At 54.7% G+C, this 20,210-nt stretch carries 17 protein-coding genes and 1 other annotated feature; of the genes, 8 read left to right on the plus strand and 9 right to left on the minus strand.

All coding sequences use genetic code 11. The annotated features are described in order from the left end of the window. Positions 1-15: 15 nt before the first annotated feature. The 5 genes from acnA to topA all read right to left on the minus strand — a co-directional run bounded on the left by acnA (position 16) and on the right by topA (position 7,504). Positions 16-2,691 carry an aconitate hydratase AcnA gene (gene acnA, locus EQV24_RS03640; protein ID WP_130626202.1) on the minus strand — a complete coding sequence of 892 codons (2,676 nt, stop codon included), beginning with the start codon at positions 2,689-2,691 and terminating at the stop codon, positions 16-18. Between the two features lie 165 nt (positions 2,692-2,856). Beyond that, positions 2,857-2,955, minus strand: coding sequence for a small membrane protein YmiC (gene ymiC / locus EQV24_RS23790; RefSeq protein ID WP_044159376.1), 99 nt, complete (start codon positions 2,953-2,955; stop codon positions 2,857-2,859). 311 nt (positions 2,956-3,266) lie between these two features. Further along, a complete protein-coding gene (locus EQV24_RS03645) occupies positions 3,267-3,407 on the minus strand; it encodes a YmiA family putative membrane protein (protein ID WP_213382645.1) in 141 nt (46 codons plus the stop codon). A 337-nt stretch (positions 3,408-3,744) separates the two neighbouring features. After that, positions 3,745-4,719: an HTH-type transcriptional regulator CysB gene (gene cysB / locus EQV24_RS03650; protein ID WP_006175683.1), complete on the minus strand. Its 975-nt coding sequence runs from the start codon at positions 4,717-4,719 to the stop codon at positions 3,745-3,747. 187 nt (positions 4,720-4,906) lie between these two features. Next, on the minus strand, positions 4,907-7,504 hold the full coding sequence (gene topA, locus EQV24_RS03655) for a type I DNA topoisomerase (RefSeq protein WP_130626203.1): 2,598 nt from the start codon (positions 7,502-7,504) through the stop codon (positions 4,907-4,909). Positions 7,505-7,903: 399 nt separating this feature from the next. Between topA and EQV24_RS03660 the strand changes: the two genes are divergently transcribed. After that, a complete protein-coding gene (locus EQV24_RS03660) occupies positions 7,904-8,155 on the plus strand; it encodes a YciN family protein (protein WP_003856804.1) in 252 nt (83 codons plus the stop codon). A 34-nt stretch (positions 8,156-8,189) separates the two neighbouring features. On the opposite strand, the gene sohB is transcribed toward EQV24_RS03660, so the two are convergent. Next, positions 8,190-9,236 carry a protease SohB gene (gene sohB, locus EQV24_RS03665; protein ID WP_040022203.1) on the minus strand — a complete coding sequence of 349 codons (1,047 nt, stop codon included), beginning with the start codon at positions 9,234-9,236 and terminating at the stop codon, positions 8,190-8,192. A gap of 251 nt (positions 9,237-9,487) precedes the next feature. Between sohB and EQV24_RS03670 the strand changes: the two genes are divergently transcribed. Both EQV24_RS03670 and cobO read left to right on the plus strand, forming a co-directional pair. Continuing rightward, a complete protein-coding gene (locus tag EQV24_RS03670) occupies positions 9,488-10,249 on the plus strand; it encodes a YciK family oxidoreductase (protein WP_130626204.1) in 762 nt (253 codons plus the stop codon). Continuing rightward, positions 10,246-10,836 carry a cob(I)yrinic acid a,c-diamide adenosyltransferase gene (gene cobO, locus EQV24_RS03675; RefSeq protein WP_130626205.1) on the plus strand — a complete coding sequence of 197 codons (591 nt, stop codon included), beginning with the start codon at positions 10,246-10,248 and terminating at the stop codon, positions 10,834-10,836. The genes EQV24_RS03670 and cobO overlap by 4 nt, the downstream gene beginning before the upstream one ends. 36 nt (positions 10,837-10,872) lie before the next feature. Here the strand turns inward: cobO and rluB are convergent, their stop codons facing one another. From rluB to rnm, 3 genes are all read right to left on the minus strand, one after another. Then, the gene (gene rluB / locus EQV24_RS03680; protein WP_013096363.1) at positions 10,873-11,748 is read right to left on the minus strand and encodes a 23S rRNA pseudouridine(2605) synthase RluB; all 876 of its coding nucleotides are present in this window, start codon (positions 11,746-11,748) and stop codon (positions 10,873-10,875) included. 96 nt (positions 11,749-11,844) lie between these two features. Continuing rightward, entirely contained in the window at positions 11,845-12,465 is a 621-nt protein-coding gene (locus tag EQV24_RS03685; protein WP_013096362.1) for an L-threonylcarbamoyladenylate synthase, read from the minus strand. Continuing rightward, on the minus strand, positions 12,462-13,343 hold the full coding sequence (gene rnm, locus EQV24_RS03690) for an RNase AM (RefSeq protein WP_013096361.1): 882 nt from the start codon (positions 13,341-13,343) through the stop codon (positions 12,462-12,464). The genes EQV24_RS03685 and rnm overlap by 4 nt, the downstream gene beginning before the upstream one ends. A 160-nt stretch (positions 13,344-13,503) precedes the next feature. Next, positions 13,504-13,597, plus strand: a sequence feature (Trp leader region). A gap of 25 nt (positions 13,598-13,622) precedes the next feature. Here rnm and EQV24_RS03700 point away from each other — a divergent pair. The 5 genes from EQV24_RS03700 to trpA are packed head-to-tail and all read left to right on the plus strand — an operon-like array spanning position 13,623 to position 20,155. Further along, the gene (locus tag EQV24_RS03700; RefSeq protein WP_029883574.1) at positions 13,623-15,185 is read left to right on the plus strand and encodes an anthranilate synthase component 1; all 1,563 of its coding nucleotides are present in this window, start codon (positions 13,623-13,625) and stop codon (positions 15,183-15,185) included. Beyond that, entirely contained in the window at positions 15,185-16,780 is a 1,596-nt protein-coding gene (trpD, locus tag EQV24_RS03705) for a bifunctional anthranilate synthase glutamate amidotransferase component TrpG/anthranilate phosphoribosyltransferase TrpD (RefSeq protein WP_020690934.1), read from the plus strand. Before EQV24_RS03700 ends, trpD begins: the two co-directional genes overlap by 1 nt. Positions 16,781-16,783: 3 nt before the next feature. Continuing rightward, positions 16,784-18,142, plus strand: a complete 1,359-nt coding sequence (gene trpCF / locus EQV24_RS03710) for a bifunctional indole-3-glycerol-phosphate synthase TrpC/phosphoribosylanthranilate isomerase TrpF (protein ID WP_130626206.1) — start codon at positions 16,784-16,786, stop codon at positions 18,140-18,142. A 10-nt stretch (positions 18,143-18,152) separates the two neighbouring features. Then, the gene (trpB, locus tag EQV24_RS03715) at positions 18,153-19,346 is read left to right on the plus strand and encodes a tryptophan synthase subunit beta (RefSeq protein ID WP_013096356.1); all 1,194 of its coding nucleotides are present in this window, start codon (positions 18,153-18,155) and stop codon (positions 19,344-19,346) included. Next, the gene (gene trpA, locus EQV24_RS03720) at positions 19,346-20,155 is read left to right on the plus strand and encodes a tryptophan synthase subunit alpha (RefSeq protein ID WP_130626207.1); all 810 of its coding nucleotides are present in this window, start codon (positions 19,346-19,348) and stop codon (positions 20,153-20,155) included. Before trpB ends, trpA begins: the two co-directional genes overlap by 1 nt. Positions 20,156-20,210 lie beyond the last annotated feature (55 nt).

Below are 20,210 nucleotides of genomic sequence, written 5' to 3' on the forward strand. Positions count from 1 at the left end.
GCCGGGCTGGCTCCATCAGTCCAGCATCTTACGAATCACGTAATGTAGAATGCCGTCGTTCTGGTAATAGGTGAGTTCTGTTGCCGTATCGATACGACACCGGCAGTCGAGCACCTCTGTTTTACCGTCTGCGCGCGTTAATTTCACCGGCACCGTTTTACCCGGCTGCAGATTTTGCAGGCCGCTGATGTCAATCAGCTCTTCCCCGGTGAGTCCCAGCGTTTTACGGGTGACGCCCTGCGGGAATTCGAGTGGCAGGATCCCCATCCCTATCAGGTTTGAACGGTGGATACGTTCAAACGATTCGGCAATCACCACCCGAACCCCAAGCAGACGCGGGCCTTTCGCCGCCCAGTCACGGCTGGAGCCAGAGCCGTACTCTTTCCCGGCGATAACCGCCAGCGGCGTGCCTTCCTGCTGGTATTTGACGGCGGCGTCATAAATTGAGATCACGTCGCTCCCCGGCAAATGTCGCGTCATGCCCCCTTCCACGCCCGGCACCATTTCATTGCGGATACGGATATTGGCAAACGTGCCGCGCATCATCACTTCATGGTTACCACGACGTGAGCCATAGGAGTTGAAATCCCGGCGCTCCACGCCCCGGCTCTGCAGGTAACGGCCTGCTGGACTGTCGGCTTTGATGCTTCCCGCCGGCGATATGTGGTCCGTGGTGACGGAGTCTCCCAGCATCGCCAGAATGCGCGCGCCGTGGATATCCTGCAGCGGTGCAGGTTCAGCCAGCATCTCATCGAAGAACGGCGACAGGCGGATATAGGTCGAATCGTCCTGCCAGTCATAGGTATCTGAACCCACGACGTCGATGGCCTTCCATTCCGGCGTACCTTCGAACACCTCCGCATACTCTTTGCGGAACATTCCGGTAGAAACTTTCTCTACGGCCAATGCAATTTCCCGGGCAGATGGCCAGATATCCTTCAGATAGACCGGATCATTCTTGCGATCGTGGCCAATCGGATCGGTGACCAGGTTGATATTCATATTCCCGGCCAGAGCGTATGCCACAACCAGCGGTGGAGACGCCAGCCAGTTGGTCTTGACCAGCGGATGAATACGGCCTTCAAAGTTTCGGTTACCGGAGAGAACGGCCCCGACGGTGAGATCGCCCTGCTTGATCGCCATCTCAATCGGTTCAGGTAACGGACCCGAGTTCCCGATACAGGTGGTGCAACCGTACCCCACCAGGTTAAAGCCCAGCTCATCCAGATACGGCGTTAATCTGGCCTGTGCAAGGTAATCTGAAACCACTTTGGAGCCCGGTGCCAGAGAGGCTTTTACCCACGGCTGTGGCTTAAGCCCCAGCTCTACCGCTTTCTTCGCCAGCAGACCGGCGGCCATCAGCACGCTGGGGTTCGACGTATTTGTACAGGAGGTTATGGCTGCAATGACAACCGCACCATCCGGAAGCTGATACTGATGTCCGTTCAGGACATAGTCGATTGGGCGGTGGTCTTTTTTCGCCGTGTTTACCTCCAGTTCATTACTGGCGGCAAAGGCTTTCGGTACGTCACTCAACGCCACCCGATCCTGCGGACGTTTTGGCCCCGCCAGGCTCGCCTCGACGGTCCCCATATCCAGTTCAAGTGTGCTGGTAAATACCGGTTCATCGCCCGGATTACGCCACATCCCCTGCGCTTTGGTATACGCTTCAACCAGCGCCACCTGCTCTTCGCTACGGCCACTCAGGCGCATATATTCCAGCGTGACAGTATCGATGGGGAAAAAGCCGCAGGTTGCGCCATACTCCGGCGCCATGTTGGCGATGGTGGCACGGTCGGCAAGCGGCAATGAATCCAGCCCGTCACCGTAGAATTCGACAAATTTACCCACCACACCATGCTTACGCAGCATCTGCGTGACGGTAAGTACCAGGTCGGTGGCAGTAATGCCTTCCGACAGTTTGCCGGTAAGCTTAAAGCCCACCACATCAGGGATCAGCATCGATACCGGCTGGCCAAGCATGGCCGCTTCGGCTTCAATTCCGCCAACGCCCCAGCCCAGAACGCCCAGGCCGTTAATCATGGTGGTGTGCGAATCGGTGCCCACCAGAGTATCCGGATAGGCCACCCACTCTTTATCCTGCAATTCACTCCAGACCGCTTTGCCCAGGTATTCAAGATTCACCTGGTGGCAGATACCCGTACCGGGCGGAACGACGCTAAAGCGGCTAAAGGCCTGCTGCCCCCACTTCAGAAAGACGTAACGTTCGTGGTTACGCTCCATTTCCAGACGTACGTTTTCGCCAAAGGCATCGTCGTCACCAAAGTGGTCCACGGTGACAGAGTGGTCGATAACGAGATCAACGGGAGAGAGCGGATTTACTTTAGCGGTATCGCCGCCAAGGCGCTTCACCGCTTCGCGCATTGCCGCAAGGTCAACCACAGCAGGGACCCCGGTAAAGTCCTGCATCAGAACCCTTGCCGGTCGATAGGCAATTTCTCTGTCAGCATGGGCATGCTTAAGCCACCCTGCCAGCGCCTGGATATCTTCAAGGGTGACGGAATCACCATCCTGCCAGCGTAAGAGGTTTTCCAGTAAAACTTTCAAGGACTTGGGTAAACGCGAAATGTCCCCAAGCGTCCTGGCTGCCAGCGGCAGGCTGTAGTAGTGCCAGGTTTTATTTTCTGCCTGTAATGTGTCCTTACTGGCTTCGCGTAGGGTTACCGACATAAGCTCCTCCTTAATTACAGAGATGTCCTGACAATCATCAGGGCTGTAATTAAAGATAACACAAAGATGTCGTAACGTTTTGATAACAACCCGAAATGATAAATCCAGGAATGTTCCAGTGCGGGGGAGAAAACAAAAAACCCCGCCGTAGCGAGGTTTTACGATTTAGTGGAGGGCCAGCCAGATAAGCTGTGACCAGAACAGAATCGACGCGGAAAAAACGCCGAGCCATGACCAGTATTTCATAGACATCATGTTATTCATCATAGGGACACCAGGCATTATTTATTAAAGGTTCCGAGGTCTGCCCTCAGTTCAATATTGCTGATGTGTATTTATTAAAGAGTACAAATGCATTGAGCCTTTATTCAGACTATTTGCATCATTACGCAATTAAGTAAATTATTGTTTTTTGGGTTCGTCTTCTGCGAACACATCAATAAACGCTTGCTGTTGCGGCGTCAGTTTCCAGGACGCGGGTACGGCAGTGGCAGGTGCTTTGCGCACTTTGTGGCCCCTGTCACGAAGCTGACACATCTGTTTAACTGTTTCTGTACGTACCGTCACTGCCATATTCAACCCCAATAGTTCCAGGCCAGGAAAGCAACCACCACCCAAAACAAGGCAGAGACGAGAAAGACCGCCAGCCAGGCTTTACGCTTGAGCGCAGGATCCCTTTGCGGTTCTTCACTTCCTGAAGGCATTGCTAACCTCATACAATCGATATCGCTTATCATTTAGAGACCAAACAATTGGTACAATTAATCATCTGTTGAGATAAATCCTAAAGAAACTTTAGCCGAAAAGCCAGTGAATTTACGTATCTATTGATGGGAAATATTCATTCTTTTGACCAGAAATAAATATTTGAAAGGAAATATTTGCGAAGCCAAAAATTAGTTCTACTTTTGTCGCCAATTCACGACATTATAACCACAATGAATAAATGGTTAATGACATTATACGGCAGTTAAGTGCAGATGATGATAATTCTAATTTAGCTTTGAGAGGTTATTTCGGTATCTTTCCTGGGCGGAAAGATACCGGGAGTGATTATTTTGCCGGAAGTTTGATGTCTTTAAACATCTCTTCGATATCTTCATTTGAACGTAATGCTACGGCCGTATCGACCACGTCGCGCGTTAAATGTGGGGCAAAGCGCTGAATAAAATCATACATATAGCTACGCAGGAAGGTACTGCGACGGAAACCAATCTTAGTGGTGCTATGGCTGAAAATATCATGCGCATCAAGACGCACGAGGTCAGGGTCAGATACGGGATCAACCGCCATGCTGGCAATCACCCCTACCCCCAGTCCAAGCCGCACGTAGGTCTTAATTACGTCAGCATCGGTTGCGGTGAAGACGATACGCGGCGTTAATCCTGCACGATTGAATGCAGTATCAAGCTCGGAGCGCCCGGTGAAGCCGAAGGTATACGTCACTAAGGGATATTGCGCCAGCTCTTCAATAGTGACCGACCCTTTACCGGCTAACGGGTGATCGGGCGTGACGACAATAGAACGGTTCCAGTGATAACACGGCAGCATAACCAGATCGTCATACAGATGCAGCGCTTCGGTTGCGATAGCAAAGTCCGCATTACCCTTCGAAACCGCCTCAGCGATTTGCGTCGGCGAGCCCTGATGCATATGGAGAGAAACACGTGGATAGCGCTCAATAAAGCCCTTAATAACGCCCGGCAGCGCATAGCGTGCCTGGGTATGGGTGGTGGCAATATACAGCGACCCTTTATCCGGCCAGGTATGCTCTCCCGCCACCGATTTAATGGCGTCGACTTTAGAGAGGACCTCCCGCGCGATGCGGATAATCTCCTGCCCTGCTGGCGTCACCTGGGTGAGGTGTTTACCGCTACGAGCAAAAATCTGAATACCTAACTCATCTTCCAGCATGCGGACCTGCTTGCTGATACCCGGCTGGGAAGTATATAGCCCCTCAGCGGTAGAAGAGACGTTAAGGTTGTGGTTTACCACCTCAACAATATAACGAAGCTGCTGTAATTTCATGCCAGACCATCCGATTTAGCGCATGCGGTCAATCGCTTAAGACGATTTGATAATAAGAAAAGGGTTAACTATAACCACTATATCATTTATAGCCTGACTGTATAGTACGGAACAAAAAATAATAACAAGGTAATAAAAAAGGGCCGGAAGTCCGGCCCTTTCACAGGTAAGTTACGGTAAGGAAAGATTATTTCTTACCTTCAACCCATTTGCCATTCACAAAGAATGCTGACCAGCCGGTTGCCTTGCCGTCTTTCTCCGCCGCAACATACTGCTGCTTCGTTTTACGGCTAAAACGCACAACGGTTTTATTGCCTTCCGGATCCTGCTGTGGCGCATCGGCCAGGTAGCGCAGTTTCTCAGGCAGGCGGTCGCGGAAACGGTACAACTCTTCCACCAGTGGTGCGCGGGTTTCGCGCGATTTAGGGAAGGTGTTTGCCGCAAGGAACACGCCGGCAGCACCATCACGCAGCACGAAGTAAGCGTCGGACTTCTCGCACGGCAACTCTGGCAGCGGAACCGGATCTTCCTTAGGCGGCGCGACTTCACCGTTACGCAGGATTTTACGCGTGTTCTTACACTCGTCGTTGGTGCACGCCATGTACTTGCCGAAGCGCCCCATTTTCAGGTGCATCTCAGAACCACACTTCTCACACTCAACGATAGGACCGTCGTAACCTTTAATGCGGAACTCACCCTCTTCGATCTCATATCCATCGCAGGTCGGGTTATTACCGCAGACGTGCAATTTACGTTTTGGATCGATGAGGTAGCTGTCCATCGCGGTGCCACATTTCTTGCAGCGACGTTTTGCACGCAGAGCGTTGGTTTCCGCATCATCACCTTCCAGCACGTTGAGCACTTCGTTCTCAGGTACCAGGTTAATGGTGGTTTTGCAGCGTTCTTTCGGCGGCAGCGCGTAGCCAGAACAGCCGAGGAAAACGCCAGTGGTGGCAGTACGGATCCCCATTTTACGACCACAGGTTGGGCAGTCGATGCTGGTCAGGACCATCTGATTCGGCAGCATGCCGCCCTCTTCAGGATCTTTTTCCGCTTTTTCAAGCTGGTTGGTAAAGTCGCTGAAGAAGCTGTCGAGAACCTTTTTCCACTCGGCCTGATGGCTGGCAACCTGATCGAGGCTGTCTTCCATTTGCGCGGTGAAGTCGTAGTTCATCAGTTCGCGGAAGTTGGCTTCCAGGCGGTCAGTGACGATCTCACCCATTTTTTCCGCATAGAAACGACGGTTTTCAACACGCACGTAACCGCGGTCCTGAATGGTCGAAATAATCGACGCATAGGTGGATGGACGGCCAATACCGCGTTTTTCCAGCTCTTTAACCAGAGACGCTTCGCTGAAACGCGCTGGCGGCTTGGTGAAGTGCTGGGCAGGCACGAGATCAACCAGAGAGAGCTCATCCCCTTTGTTTACCGCAGGCAGGGTTCTGTCTTCATCACCCTTACGTAGCGCAGGCATCACTTTAGTCCAGCCATCGAAGCGCAGGATACGGCCACGCGCTTTCAGGCGGAAATCACCTGCACCAACGGTCAGCGTGGTGGAGTCATACTGTGCTGGTGTCATCTGGCACGCCACGAACTGACGCCAGATAAGCTGATACAGCTTCTGGGCATCGGCTTCCATATCTTTCAGCGATTCGGCTAACACGGAGACGTCAGAAGGACGAATGGCTTCGTGCGCTTCCTGTGAGTTCTCCTTGCTGGCGTACTGGTTTTCACTCGCTGGCAGGTATTTCTTACCGAAGTTGTCACTGATGTAACCGCGCACCATGTTGACGGCATCCTGGCTCAGGTTTGTCGAGTCAGTACGCATATAGGTGATATAACCCGCTTCATACAGACGCTGGGCCATCATCATGGTTTTCTTCACGCCATAACCCAGGCGCGTGCTCGCAGCCTGTTGCAGCGTAGACGTAATAAACGGTGCGCCAGGTTTGCTGCTGGTCGGTTTGTCTTCACGCTCCAGAACCTGGTAGCGCGCTTTTTCCAGCAGCGCCACGGCAGCCATGGTCTGCTCACGGTTTTCAGGACGGAACGGTTTGTCATTCTGATGACTCACCTGCAGCGGCAGCGCATCTCCACCCGGCGTGGTGACATTGGCATCCACTTCCCAGAACTCTTCCGGGACGAAGGCTTTGATCTCACGCTCGCGCTCAACAACCAGACGCACAGCAACGGACTGCACACGCCCTGCGGACAGACCGCGGGCAATCTTTTTCCACAGCAGTGGAGAGACCATGTAACCCACGACACGGTCCATAAAACGGCGTGCCTGCTGCGCGTTTACGCGGTCGATGTTCAGTTCACCCGGCTTCTCAAACGCCTGGCGAATCGCATTCTTCGTAATTTCGTTAAACACTACACGGCTGTAGCGTTTGTCGTCACCCCCGATCACTTCCCGCAGGTGCCAGGCAATGGCTTCCCCTTCGCGGTCAAGGTCGGTTGCGAGATAAATGTGGTCTGCTTTTTCAGCAAGCTGCTTCAGCTCGTTAACGACTTTTTCTTTGCCGGGCAGCACTTCATAGTGTGCATCCCAGTTATGCCATGGGTTAACACCCATACGGTTGACAAGCGCGCTACGTTCATCCTTTTTAGGCTTTTTAGCCCCTTTGGTGGAGGTAGAGTCTGCGCTCTTTTTGCTGGCTGAGCCACTGGTCGGCAAATCGCGGATGTGACCGACGCTGGACTTAACCACGTAGTCATTACCCAGATACTTATTGATCGTTTTGGCTTTTGCCGGGGACTCAACGATGACGAGAGCTTTACCCATATTCACCTTTACCTAATTTAATTCTTCCAGGAATACGCCGCATGTTGATTTCCCTTCCACTGACGACGAGCCATTGATATTGCGACTGCGTCAGGGGATATCAACCCCTTTGTCTTACTGAACGTCAAAGCGTTAACGCCCAGGTGATTGAGTTATCGGGTATTTTTCTCACATCGGATGTAATTCGTGACGAATTCCCGGTCGAATGTCAAGCAATTCTGTTGCCAGAATGACGAAAGCGCACACTCTACCTGATAAAATTCGTTACGCAACTTTATTAGCATGCAAAAGCAAATCCTGCCAGCCAGGTCACGGCACCTTACCCCCTCACATTACAGGGAAAATTTGCCCCCAAAGCGCCCCCGGCGTAGACTATTGTCACTGTTTAAGGAGTGGATTATGCAGAATACAACCCAACCCATTGATCGAGCCTCTCTGCTTATCGAAGCAAATAAGCTGATTCGTGACCATGAAGACACCCTGGCGGGCATTGAAGCGACCGGCGTGGAACAACGTAACGGCGTGCTGGTATTCAGCGGCGAATACTTCCTTGACGAACAAGGGTTACCCACCCCGAAAAGCACCGCCGTATTCAATATGTTTAAATACCTGGCGCACACGCTTTCAGAGAAATATCACCTGGTCGATTAACGCAAAACGCGAGGCTCTGGCCTCGCGTTTTTGTTTACAGCAGCGGTTTTTGTCCGCGTTGCAACCAGCGGAGCAGTAGGCGATCCGCGCTTTCGGCCGCGCTGTTCGTAAAGCGGTCAAGCAGTCGCTTACGCTGGGTAAAGCGCACGCCAACCAGTTCGCGCCCTTCCATCAGATTCAACAGCAGGTCGTCACTGGTGCCCACTTCATCCACCAGCCCTTTTTCCAGCGCCTGCGTACCGTACCAGTGCTCCCCTGTTGCCACCTGGTCAATATCAAGCGCCGGGCGCATACGGTGCACAAAGTCTTTAAAGAGGTGATGGGTTTCATTGAGATCTTCACGGAATTTCTGCCGTCCTTCTTCCGTGTTCTCCCCCAGCAGCGTCAGGGTACGTTTGTACTGACCCGCCGTGTGCAATTCAATGTCGATCTCTTTGCTTTTCAGGAAGCGGTTAAAGTTCGGGATTTGCGCAACCACCCCGATGGAGCCAATAATAGAAAACGGCGCCGCAACAATTTTATCCGCCACGCAGGCCATCATATAGCCACCGCTCGCCGCGACTTTATCCACCGCAACCGTCAGCGGGATCTGTTTTTCACGCAGACGCTGTAGCTGCGAAGCCGCCAGCCCATAACCATGAACGACCCCACCCGGACTCTCAAGACGGACAACCACCTGATCCTGCGGTTTAGCCACGGCAAGCACGGCGGTGACTTCTTCACGCAGGGAAGAGACTTCATGGGCATCCATGCTGCCTTTAAAATCGAGCACATAGACACGCGGGGTTGAGGTTTCCTCCGGCACGTTAAGCTTCGCTTTGGCTTTTGCCGCTTTGGCGTCCTGCTTATGCTTTTTCTTCTGAGCTTTGTGCCACAGTTTCTGTTGATGGCTGTCAAGCAGGGCCAGCGACATCTCTTCTTGCATCTCTTTATACTGCTCGCTCAGGCGGGTAATGCGTAACTCACCACGCTGACGTTTGCGCTGCGTCAGGTTAACAATCAGAACGGCCACTACCGCAATGGCAATCACCACCGTCGCGATCTTTGCCAAAAACAACCCATATTGAGAAAGTAATTCCACGCGTTCCACCTTGATTTAACCACGAATCTTTCACGGCAGTGTACAACAGCCCTGCCCATGCGTCTCGCTCGTGACATTACCTCTGCGAGCCGTCTTCAGGAATCCCCCGATTCTGGTTTAAATATTTGCAAATTGTTAATTTTACAGCGATGCGTCCTGTAGACTGATTGAATTCTCATGCTAATTCGGGCATAAAGCCGAAAAGTCACACAATAAGGCGTCTTTGCATCACTGTGCGCCGAGGAGTCACCGTGCATTATCAACCGCAAAAAAATCTGCTGCAGAACCGCATCATTCTGGTCACTGGTGCCAGCGATGGCATTGGCCGCGAAGCGGCACTGACCTACGCTGACTATGGTGCGAGCGTAATTCTCATTGGCCGTAACGAAGAAAAACTCAAAGGAGTGGCTCAGGAGATTGACGCCGCCGGTGGCATTCCTGCCCGCTGGTACACGCTGGATCTGCTCACCTGTACCCCTGAAACGTGCCAGGAGCTTGCCCAGCGCATCAGCACCCACTACCCACGGCTGGATGGCGTACTGCACAATGCCGGCTTGCTAGGGGAGGTTCGCCCGATGGATGAACAGGATCCTGAGATCTGGCAGCAGGTCATGCAGGTCAATATCAACGGCACCTTTTTCCTGACCCAGGCACTGCTTCCTTTATTACTCAAATCTGATTCCGGTTCGCTGGTATTCACCTCCTCCAGCGTAGGGCGCGAAGGCCGCGCAAACTGGGGGGCGTATGCGGTCTCAAAATTCGCGACCGAAGGGATGATGCAGGTGCTGGCGGAGGAGTATCAGAGCCGTCATCTGCGCGTAAACTGCATTAACCCAGGCGGAACGCGTACCAAAATGCGCGCCAGCGCCTTCCCGACGGAAGATCCGCAGAAGCTTAAAACCCCGGCAGATATTATGCCGCTCTATCTCTGGCTGATGGGCGATGACAGCCGCCGTAAAACAGGGATGACCTTTGATGCCCAGCCAGGCCGTAAACCCGGGATTTCGCAATGAGTGAAAAACGTCACCAGCAACGTCAGCAGCGCCTGAAAGAACAGGTTGATGCCCGTGTCGCCGCTGCGCAGGATGAACGCGGGATCATCATCGTGTTTACCGGCAACGGCAAAGGCAAAACCACCGCTGCCTTTGGTACCGCCACGCGCGCCGTTGGTCACGGGCAGAAAGTGGGTGTCATTCAGTTTATTAAAGGGGAATGGCCCAACGGTGAACGTAACTTACTTGAACCGCACGGGGTTGAGTTCCAGGTGATGGCGACAGGCTTTACGTGGGATACCCAAAACCGGGAAACCGACACCGCGGCCTGCCTCGCGGTATGGGAGCATGCAAAACGAATGCTGGCAGACCCTACCCTGAACATGGTGTTACTGGATGAGATCACCTATATGGTCGCCTACGACTATCTGCCGCTGGACGCCGTACTGGAGGCACTGAGGAATCGCCCGGCGCATCAGACGGTGATCGTCACAGGCCGCGGCTGTCATCGGGATATTCTGGAATTAGCGGATACCGTCAGCGAATTGCGTCCGGTTAAACATGCTTTTGATGCCGGTATCAAAGCGCAAATCGGCATTGATTACTGATAAAAAAGCCCGGTGATATTAACCGGGCTTTTATTTTTAACCGTTGTTATTACGGCTGCCAGCGCGGCGATTGTTGTTCACCTGGCTGTGGCGTTTCACCGCACGACGGATCTGGTTCGCCTTCATGCGACGACGATCTTTCTCCACCGCCACTTTGGAGGTGGTTTCTGGCGCCAGTCCCACCAGTTCACGCAGGTAGTTGGTCTGCGTCAGGTCCAGTTCGGTATAGCCACCACGTGGCAGACCTTTTGGCAGCAGAATATCGCCGTAACGGACACGGATCAGACGGCTAACCTGCACGCCCACCGCTTCCCACAGACGACGAACCTCACGGTTACGGCCTTCGGTCAGGGTAACGTTGTACCACTGGTTGATCCCTTCACCACCGGTAAATTTGATGGTTTTGAACGCTGCAGGACCGTCTTCCAGCTGAACGCCACGCGACAGATCGCGCAGTTTGTTCTCATCAACCTGGCCGAACACGCGTACGGCGTATTCGCGTTCCACTTCACGACTTGGGTGCATCAGACGGTTTGCCAGCTCACCATCCGTTGTGAACAGCAGAAGACCGCAGGTGTTCACATCCAGACGCCCCACGGCAATCCAGCGTGCGCCACGCAGTTTAGGCAGACGGTCAAATACCGTCGGGCGACCTTCCGGGTCGTTGCGCGTACACAGTTCACCTTCCGGCTTGTAGTACGCCAGCACGCGGCAGATCTGCTCAGCAGATTCTTTAACCGAGATAAGATGACCGTCGATACGGATTTTAAGCCCCGGCACGATTTCTACGCGGTCACCGAGCGTGGCGATTTTACCGTCCACACTCACGCGTCCGGCTTCAATAATGGCTTCGATTTCACGGCGTGAGCCGTGGCCGGCACGCGCCAGCACTTTCTGTAACTTCTCGCTCATTGAGCTTCCTCAGGTGTCGCCTTCACAGGCGTCGAATCAGGTCAAACCAGGGCTATGCCCTGATTTGATGGCCGCGTAGTATAGCTGCTTACACCTTTACAAGAAAGGCTTAACATCACCCACGCCTTCGCGAATCACTTCCGGTGCATCTTCCGTTAAGTCGACAACCGTGGTCGGCTGCTGACCGAGGTAACCGCCATGAATAATCAACTCAACTACCTTTTCCAGACGGTCTTTGATCTCTTCCGGATCGGACTCGGTGAATTCACTGCCGGGCAGCATCAGCGAGGTTGAGAGCATCGGCTCACCCAGCGTTTCCAGCAAGGCCTGGGCAATCGGGTTAGACGGCACGCGCATCCCGATGGTTTTGCGCTTTTCCTGTAACAGACGGCGCGGAACCTCTTTCGTCCCTTTCAGGATGAAGGTGTAGTTGCCCGGCGTGTTATTTTTAATCAGACGAAATGCCACGTTATCGACATAAGCATAGGTCGATAGCTCAGAGAGATCCCGGCACATCAGGGTAAAGTTGTGACCGTCCGGCAACTGGCGAATACGGCAAATACGCTCCATCGCCGCTTTATCTTCAATCTTACAGCCCAGCGCGTAACCCGAATCGGTCGGGTAGACGATAACGCCCCCTTTACGCACGATCTCCACGGCCTGATTAATCAGGCGCGGCTGCGGATTATCCGGATGAATATAGAAAAACTGACTCATACTTCCCTCTCTTCAAGTTGCTGTGGCTGTTCCCAGAGCTGCCAGACAGGCTCAACGCCTGCGGGTAACCAAAGCTTGCGTCCCAGTTCTATCCACGCACAGGGCTGATGAAAATCTGAGCCTTGTGACGCCAGCAAACCAAACTGGCGGGCGTAGGTCGCAAGCTGCGAACGCTCGTTGGGCGCCTGCTGACACTGGGCGACTTCCATCGCCTCGCCACCGCATTCGGCAAAATGCGCCAGCAGTCTTTTCAGCCATTTAGCAGAAAGATTATACCGCCCCGGATGGGCCAGCACGGCCTTACCGCCAGAATGATGAATCACATCAATAGCTTGTTTTATTGTACACCACTGTGGCGGAACATATCCGGTTTTCCCGCGAGCCAGATAGCGTTTAAAGACATCCGCTATCGTTGTGGCCTTGCCGGCCTCAACCAGAAAACGGGCAAAATGACCGCGCGTTACCGCGCCCCCGTTTGCCAGCCTTTGTGCCCCCTCCAGTGCGCCCGGAATATGCGCCTTTTCCAGACGTTCAGCGATCATTTCTGCGCGCTGGTTGCGGCGCGTTTTTTGTTCTTGCAAAAACGCACACATTACCGGATGGTCTATATCGATGTTCAGGCCAACAATATGGATTTCGTGATTCTCCCAGACGGTCGATATCTCGACGCCAGGAACCAGTTTGAGTGCCAGACCACTGCGGGCAATCTCGGCGCGCGCGGCTGGAATGGCATCGGTTGTATCGTGATCGGTTATGGCCAGCGTGCCAACCCGCATTTCAACGGCACGATGCACCAACGCTTCGGGCGTCAGCAGACCATCGGAGGCCTGGGTATGGCTGTGTAAATCATAAATTACGGCGTAGGTGGTATCGCTCAAAGCACTTCCCGTCACAGGTTAGAGACATCTTAAAAGCCCATGATACCGACTTGCCACGAAATTCTGAAATCAAGGGTTGACAACACGCCATCGAACTAGTTAACTAGTACGTAAGTTCACACGAGAAAGGTATCTGAAAATGACTGCACATTTCACTCTGCACGGTTGGTGGCGCACTTCCTGATTCCCGGGCAGTGTCACACGTCTGCGTACAGCAAACAGATACCCGCCCGCTCATCAGCGGGCTTTTTTTTGAACAGAATAAATGAGAACAACATAATGCAAACAGCCAAACCACACCTCGAATTGCTGACCAGCGAGGCGGCCTATCGCCACAACCCAACCGCGCTGTTTCATCAGGTCTGCGGTGCGCGTCCAGCCACGTTGTTACTGGAATCCGCCGATATTGACAGCAAAGACGATCTCAAGAGCCTGCTGTTGGTGGACAGCGCGCTGCGCATTACGGCGCTAGGTGACACTGTCACTATCAAAGCGTTATCGGATAACGGTGCGGCTCTGCTGCCGTTACTGGATGCGAGCCTGCCTGCTGGTATTGAAAATGAACACCATCCTGAAATGCGCGTTCTGCACTTCCCGCCGGTGAGCCAACTGCTGGACGAAGACGCGCGCCTGTGCTCTCTTTCCGTTTTTGATGCCTTCCGTCTGCTGCAAAATCTGGTCACCGTGCCGGAAGATGAACGCGAAGCAATGTTCTTTGGCGGGCTGTTTGCTTACGACCTGGTGGCCGGGTTCGAAGATTTACCGGACATTGAACAGGGTAACCGCTGCCCCGACTACTGCTTCTACCTGGCCGAAACCTTACTGGTGATCGACCACCAGAAAAAAAACACCCGTATTCAGGCAAGCCTCTTCACGCCATCCGCGACAGAGAAAAAACGCCTTGAACAGCGTATTGAGCAGTTGCAGCAACAAATGACCGAAGCGCCGCCTGCGCTGCCTGTACATCGTGTCGAGAAAATGACCTGTGAGGTTAATCAGAGCGACGATCAGTACGGTGCCGTGGTTCGCCAGATGCAAAAAGCGATTCGCGCCGGAGAAATTTTCCAGGTTGTTCCTTCCCGTCGTTTCTCTCTGCCCTGCCCGTCGCCGCTCGCGGCCTATGACGTGTTGAAAAAGAGCAACCCAAGCCCGTACATGTTCTTTATGCAGGACAACGATTTCACCCTGTTTGGCGCATCCCCTGAAAGTTCACTGAAATATGACGCCACCAGCCGCCAGATTGAGATCTACCCAATTGCCGGAACCCGTCCACGCGGCCGTCGAGCCGATGGCTCGCTGGATCGCGATCTCGACAGCCGCATTGAGCTGGAAATGCGTACCGACCATAAAGAGCTCTCCGAGCATCTGATGCTGGTTGATCTGGCCCGTAACGACCTGGCGCGCATTTGTACCCCTGGCAGCCGCTACGTGGCGGACTTAACCAAGGTCGATCGCTACTCGTTTGTTATGCATCTGGTATCCCGCGTGGTGGGCGAACTGCGCAGCGACCTCGACGTGCTTCACGCCTACCGCGCCTGTATGAACATGGGCACGCTGAGCGGCGCGCCGAAAGTCCGCGCCATGCAGCTGATCGCGGCGGCTGAAGGGCGCCGTCGCGGCAGTTACGGTGGTGCAGTGGGCTACTTCACCGCCCATGGCGATCTGGATACCTGCATTGTGATCCGCTCCGCCTACGTTGAGGACGGTATCGCTACCGTGCAGGCAGGCGCAGGGATTGTTCTGGATTCTGTTCCGCAGTCTGAAGCTGACGAAACCCGCAGTAAAGCCCGCGCGGTATTGCGCGCCATTGCTACCGCACATCACGCACAGGAGATTTTCTGATGGCTGACATTCTGCTGCTCGATAACATCGACTCTTTTACCTATAACCTGGCAGATCAGCTGCGTGCGAATGGTCACAACGTCGTTATCTATCGTAACCATGTTCCGGCACAGACGCTGATAGACCGTCTGGCAACCATGCAAAACCCGGTGCTGATGCTCTCTCCTGGCCCTGGTGCCCCCAGTGAAGCGGGCTGTATGCCGGAGCTGCTGACCCGTATGCGCGGTAAACTGCCGATTATCGGTATCTGCCTGGGTCACCAGGCGATTGTGGAAGCCTATGGCGGCTACGTGGGTCAGGCAGGTGAGATCCTGCACGGCAAAGCCTCCAGCATTGAACATGACGGCCAGGCGATGTTTGCCGGCCTGCCAAATCCTCTGCCGGTTGCGCGCTATCACTCCCTGGTGGGCAGCAACATCCCGGCCGGGCTGACCATTAACGCGTCGTTTGAAGGGATGGTAATGGCCGTGCGTCACGATGCGGATCGCGTCTGCGGCATGCAGTTCCATCCGGAGTCGATTCTCACGACCCATGGCGCGCGACTGCTGGAGCAGACGCTGGACTGGGCGTTGCAGAAACTGGAGCAGACCAACACGCTGCAACCGATTCTGGAAAAGCTGTATCAGGCGCAGACCCTGAGCCAGCAGGAGAGCCACCAGCTCTTTTCTGCCGTGGTTCGCGGTGAGCTGAAACCTGAACAGCTGGCGGCCGCACTGGTAAGCATGAAAGTGCGCGGCGAAAGCCCGCAAGAAATCGCCGGTGCCGCCACGGCCCTGCTGGAAAATGCCGCCCCCTTCCCGCGCCCGGATTATCAGTTTGCGGATATCGTCGGCACCGGGGGTGATGGCAGCAATAGCATCAATATCTCCACCGCCAGTGCCTTCGTGGCCGCAGCGTGTGGCCTGAAGGTGGCGAAACACGGTAACCGCAGCGTCTCCAGCCGCTCGGGCTCGTCCGATTTGCTGGCTGCCTTCGGCATTAACCTGGATATGAACGCCGAACGCTCCCGTGAAGCGCTGGACGATCTGGGCGTCTGCTTCCTGTTTGCGCCGAAGTATCACACCGGTTTCCGCCATGCGATGCCGGTTCGTCAGCAGCTCAAAACACGCACGCTGTTTAACGTACTGGGGCCGCTGATCAACCCGGCGCACCCGCCGCTGGCGCTGATTGGTGTTTACAGCCCGGAACTGGTTCTGCCAATTGCCGAAACCCTGCGCGTGCTCGGTTATCAGCGCGCGGCAGTAGTTCACAGCGGGGGAATGGATGAAGTGTCCCTTCACGCGCCAACTCTCGTCGCGGAACTGCGCAATGGCGAAATCCTGAGCTACCAGCTGGAAGCCGCCGACTTTGGTTTAACGCCGTATCATCAGGAGGCGCTGGCAGGCGGCACGCCGGAAGAAAACCGTGACATTCTCACGCGCTTATTACAAGGTAAGGGAGAGGTCGCCCATGAGGCAGCCGTGGCAGCCAACGTGGCCATGCTGATGCGATTGCACGGCGAAGAGGATCTCAAAGCCAACGCACAAAAAGTTCTGGACGTACTGCGCTCTGGTGCAGCTTACGATCGCGTTACCGCACTTGCGGCAAGAGGGTAAAGAATGCAGACCGTTTTAGCGAAAATCGTTGCCGATAAGGCCATCTGGGTGGAAGCCCGCAAAGCGCAGCAGCCGCTTGCCAGTTTTCAGAACGACGTCGTCCCAAGCAGCCGTCGTTTCTATGATGCCCTGCAGGGCGCGCGCACCGCATTTATTCTTGAGTGCAAAAAAGCCTCCCCGTCGAAAGGCGTTATCCGTGAGGATTTCGATCCGGCGCGTATTGCCGGCATTTATAAGCATCATGCGTCGGCGATCTCCGTGCTGACGGATGAGAAATATTTCCAGGGCAGCTTCGATTTTCTGCCTGTTGTCAGCAGCATCGCGCCGCAACCGATTCTGTGCAAAGACTTTATTATCGACCCGTATCAGATCTGGCTGGCACGTTTTTACCAGGCTGACGCCTGCCTGCTGATGCTCTCGGTACTCGACGACGAGCAGTATCGCCAGCTGGCTGCGGTGGCGCACAGCCTCAACATGGGCGTGCTGACCGAGGTGAGCAACGAAGAAGAGCTGGAGCGTGCCATTGCACTGCAGGCGAAAGTGGTCGGGATTAACAACCGCGATCTGCGCGATCTGTCAATTGCCCTGAATCGTACGCGTCAGCTGGCACCGCGTCTGGGCTCTGGGGTGACTGTTATCAGTGAATCCGGGATCAACAGCTACGCCCAGGTGCGTGAGCTGAGCCACTTTGCCAACGGTTTTCTGATTGGCTCCGCGATGATGGCACATGACGATCTCAATGCCGCAGTGCGTCGGGTGCTGTTAGGTGAAAACAAAGTGTGTGGCTTAACCCGCGAACAGGATGCCCAGGCCGCCTATGAGGCGGGGGCTATTTACGGCGGGTTGATCTTTGTGGGCTCCTCACCGCGTGCGGTGAGCGATGAACAGGCACGCAAGGTGATAGCGGCAGCCCCACTCAGCTATGTGGGCGTCTTCCGTAACGCTGATATTGCGGACGTTACGGCAAAAGCCGAAGCGTTATCCCTTAGTGCAGTACAACTGCACGGTGATGAAGATCAAGCATACATCGATGCCCTGCGTGCCGGGCTTGCTCCTCAGGTTCAGATCTGGAAAGCACAGAGCGTGGGCAGCACCCTGCCAGCACGTAACCTGAATCATGTTGATAAATACGTGCTCGATAACGGCCAGGGCGGTACAGGCCAGCGTTTTGACTGGTCACTGCTGAACGGCGAAGCGCTGGACAATGTCCTGCTGGCGGGTGGACTTAGCCCAGATAACTGTGTGGAAGCAGCCAAAACCGGCTGCGCGGGCCTCGATTTCAATTCAGGCGTAGAGTTGCAACCGGGCATCAAAGATGCCAGTAAGCTGGCCTCGGTATTTAAAACTCTGCGTGCATATTAAGGAAGAAAAAATGACGACATTACTTAACCCGTATTTTGGTGAGTTCGGCGGGATGTACGTTCCGCAGATCCTGATGCCCGCACTGCGCCAGCTGGAAGAAGCGTTTGTGAGCGCACAGAAAGATCCAGCGTTTCAGGCTGAATTTACCGACCTGCTGAAAAACTACGCGGGCCGTCCAACTGCGCTGACCAAATGCCGTAACCTGACTGCCGGCACCAAAACCACGCTGTACCTCAAGCGTGAAGACCTGCTGCACGGCGGCGCGCATAAAACCAACCAGGTGTTAGGACAGGCGCTGCTGGCAAAACGGATGGGCAAAACCGAGATCATCGCCGAAACCGGCGCGGGTCAGCACGGCGTGGCATCAGCACTGGCAAGCGCCCTGCTTGGCCTGAAATGCCGTATCTATATGGGGGCGAAAGACGTTGAGCGTCAGTCTCCGAACGTATTCCGTATGCGTCTGATGGGCGCAGAAGTGATCCCGGTTCACAGTGGTTCTGCCACGCTGAAAGATGCCTGTAACGAAGCGCTGCGCGACTGGTCTGGTAGCTATGAAACCGCGCACTACATGCTCGGCACGGCCGCTGGCCCGCACCCGTTCCCGACTATCGTGCGTGAATTCCAGCGCATGATTGGCGAAGAGACCAAAGCGCAGATCCTTGAAAAAGAAGGCCGTCTGCCGGACGCGGTGATTGCCTGTGTGGGCGGAGGGTCAAACGCCATCGGGATGTTCGCTGATTTTATCGACGAAACCCGTGTTGGCCTGATCGGCGTGGAGCCAGCGGGTCACGGGATTGAAACCGGTGAGCACGGCGCTCCGCTGAAACATGGCCGCGTGGGGATCTACTTCGGCATGAAAGCGCCGATGATGCAGACCGATGAAGGTCAGATTGAAGAGTCGTACTCCATCTCTGCCGGTCTGGATTTCCCGTCCGTCGGGCCACAGCATGCGTTCCTGAACAGCACCGGACGCGCGGACTACGTCTCCATCACCGATGACGAAGCGCTGGAAGCGTTTAAGACGCTGTGCCGCAGCGAAGGGATCATCCCGGCACTGGAGTCCTCGCATGCTCTGGCGCATGCGCTGAAAATGATGAAAGAAAACCCGGAAAAAGAGCAACTGCTGGTCGTTAACCTTTCCGGTCGCGGTGATAAAGATATCTTCACCGTTCACGATATTCTGAAAGCACGAGGGGAAATCTGATGGAACGCTACGATAACGCATTTGCACAACTGAAATCCCGCCAGGAAGGCGCGTTCGTTCCCTTCGTAACCCTGGGCGATCCGGGCCCGGAACAGTCGCTAAAAATTATCGACGCCCTGATTGAAGCCGGTGCCGATGCGCTGGAGCTGGGGATCCCGTTCTCTGACCCGCTGGCGGATGGCCCGACCATTCAGAACGCCACCCTGCGTGCCTTTGCCGCGGGCGTCACCCCAACGCAGTGTTTTGAGATGCTGGCCGCGATCCGTCAGAAGCACCCGACCATTCCGATTGGCCTGCTGATGTATGCCAACCTGGTCTTTAACCGCGGAATCGACGAATTTTATGCCGAGTGCGCGCGGGTCGGCGTAGACTCCGTGCTGGTGGCCGACGTCCCGGTTGAAGAATCTGCACCGTTCCGCCAGGCGGCTATGCGTCATAACTTGGCGCCGATTTTCATCTGCCCGCCAAACGCCGATGACGAACTGCTGCGCCAGATTGCCTCTTACGGCCGTGGTTACACCTACCTGCTCTCCCGCGCGGGCGTGACGGGTGCTGAAAACAAAGCCGCGCTGCCGCTGCATCATCTGGTAGAAAAACTGGCTGAATACCACGCAGCGCCTCCGCTGCAGGGATTCGGGATTTCATCCCCGGATCAGGTTACGGCGGCAATTGACGCAAAAGCGGCAGGCGCGATCTCCGGCTCTGCTATCGTCAAAATCATTGAGAAGAACGTGGACAAACCCGATCAGATGCTGGCTGAACTCAAAGCATTTGTTACGGCGATGAAAGCCGCAACGCGTAAAGCCTGATCCTTCCACCGTCTGGCGACTCAGCCAGACGGTCTTTCTCTTATATTCCCGCTAT

It is taken from the genome of Enterobacter sp. A8, from assembly GCF_004296595.1.
Classification (GTDB): Bacteria; Pseudomonadota; Gammaproteobacteria; order Enterobacterales; family Enterobacteriaceae; genus Enterobacter; species Enterobacter cloacae.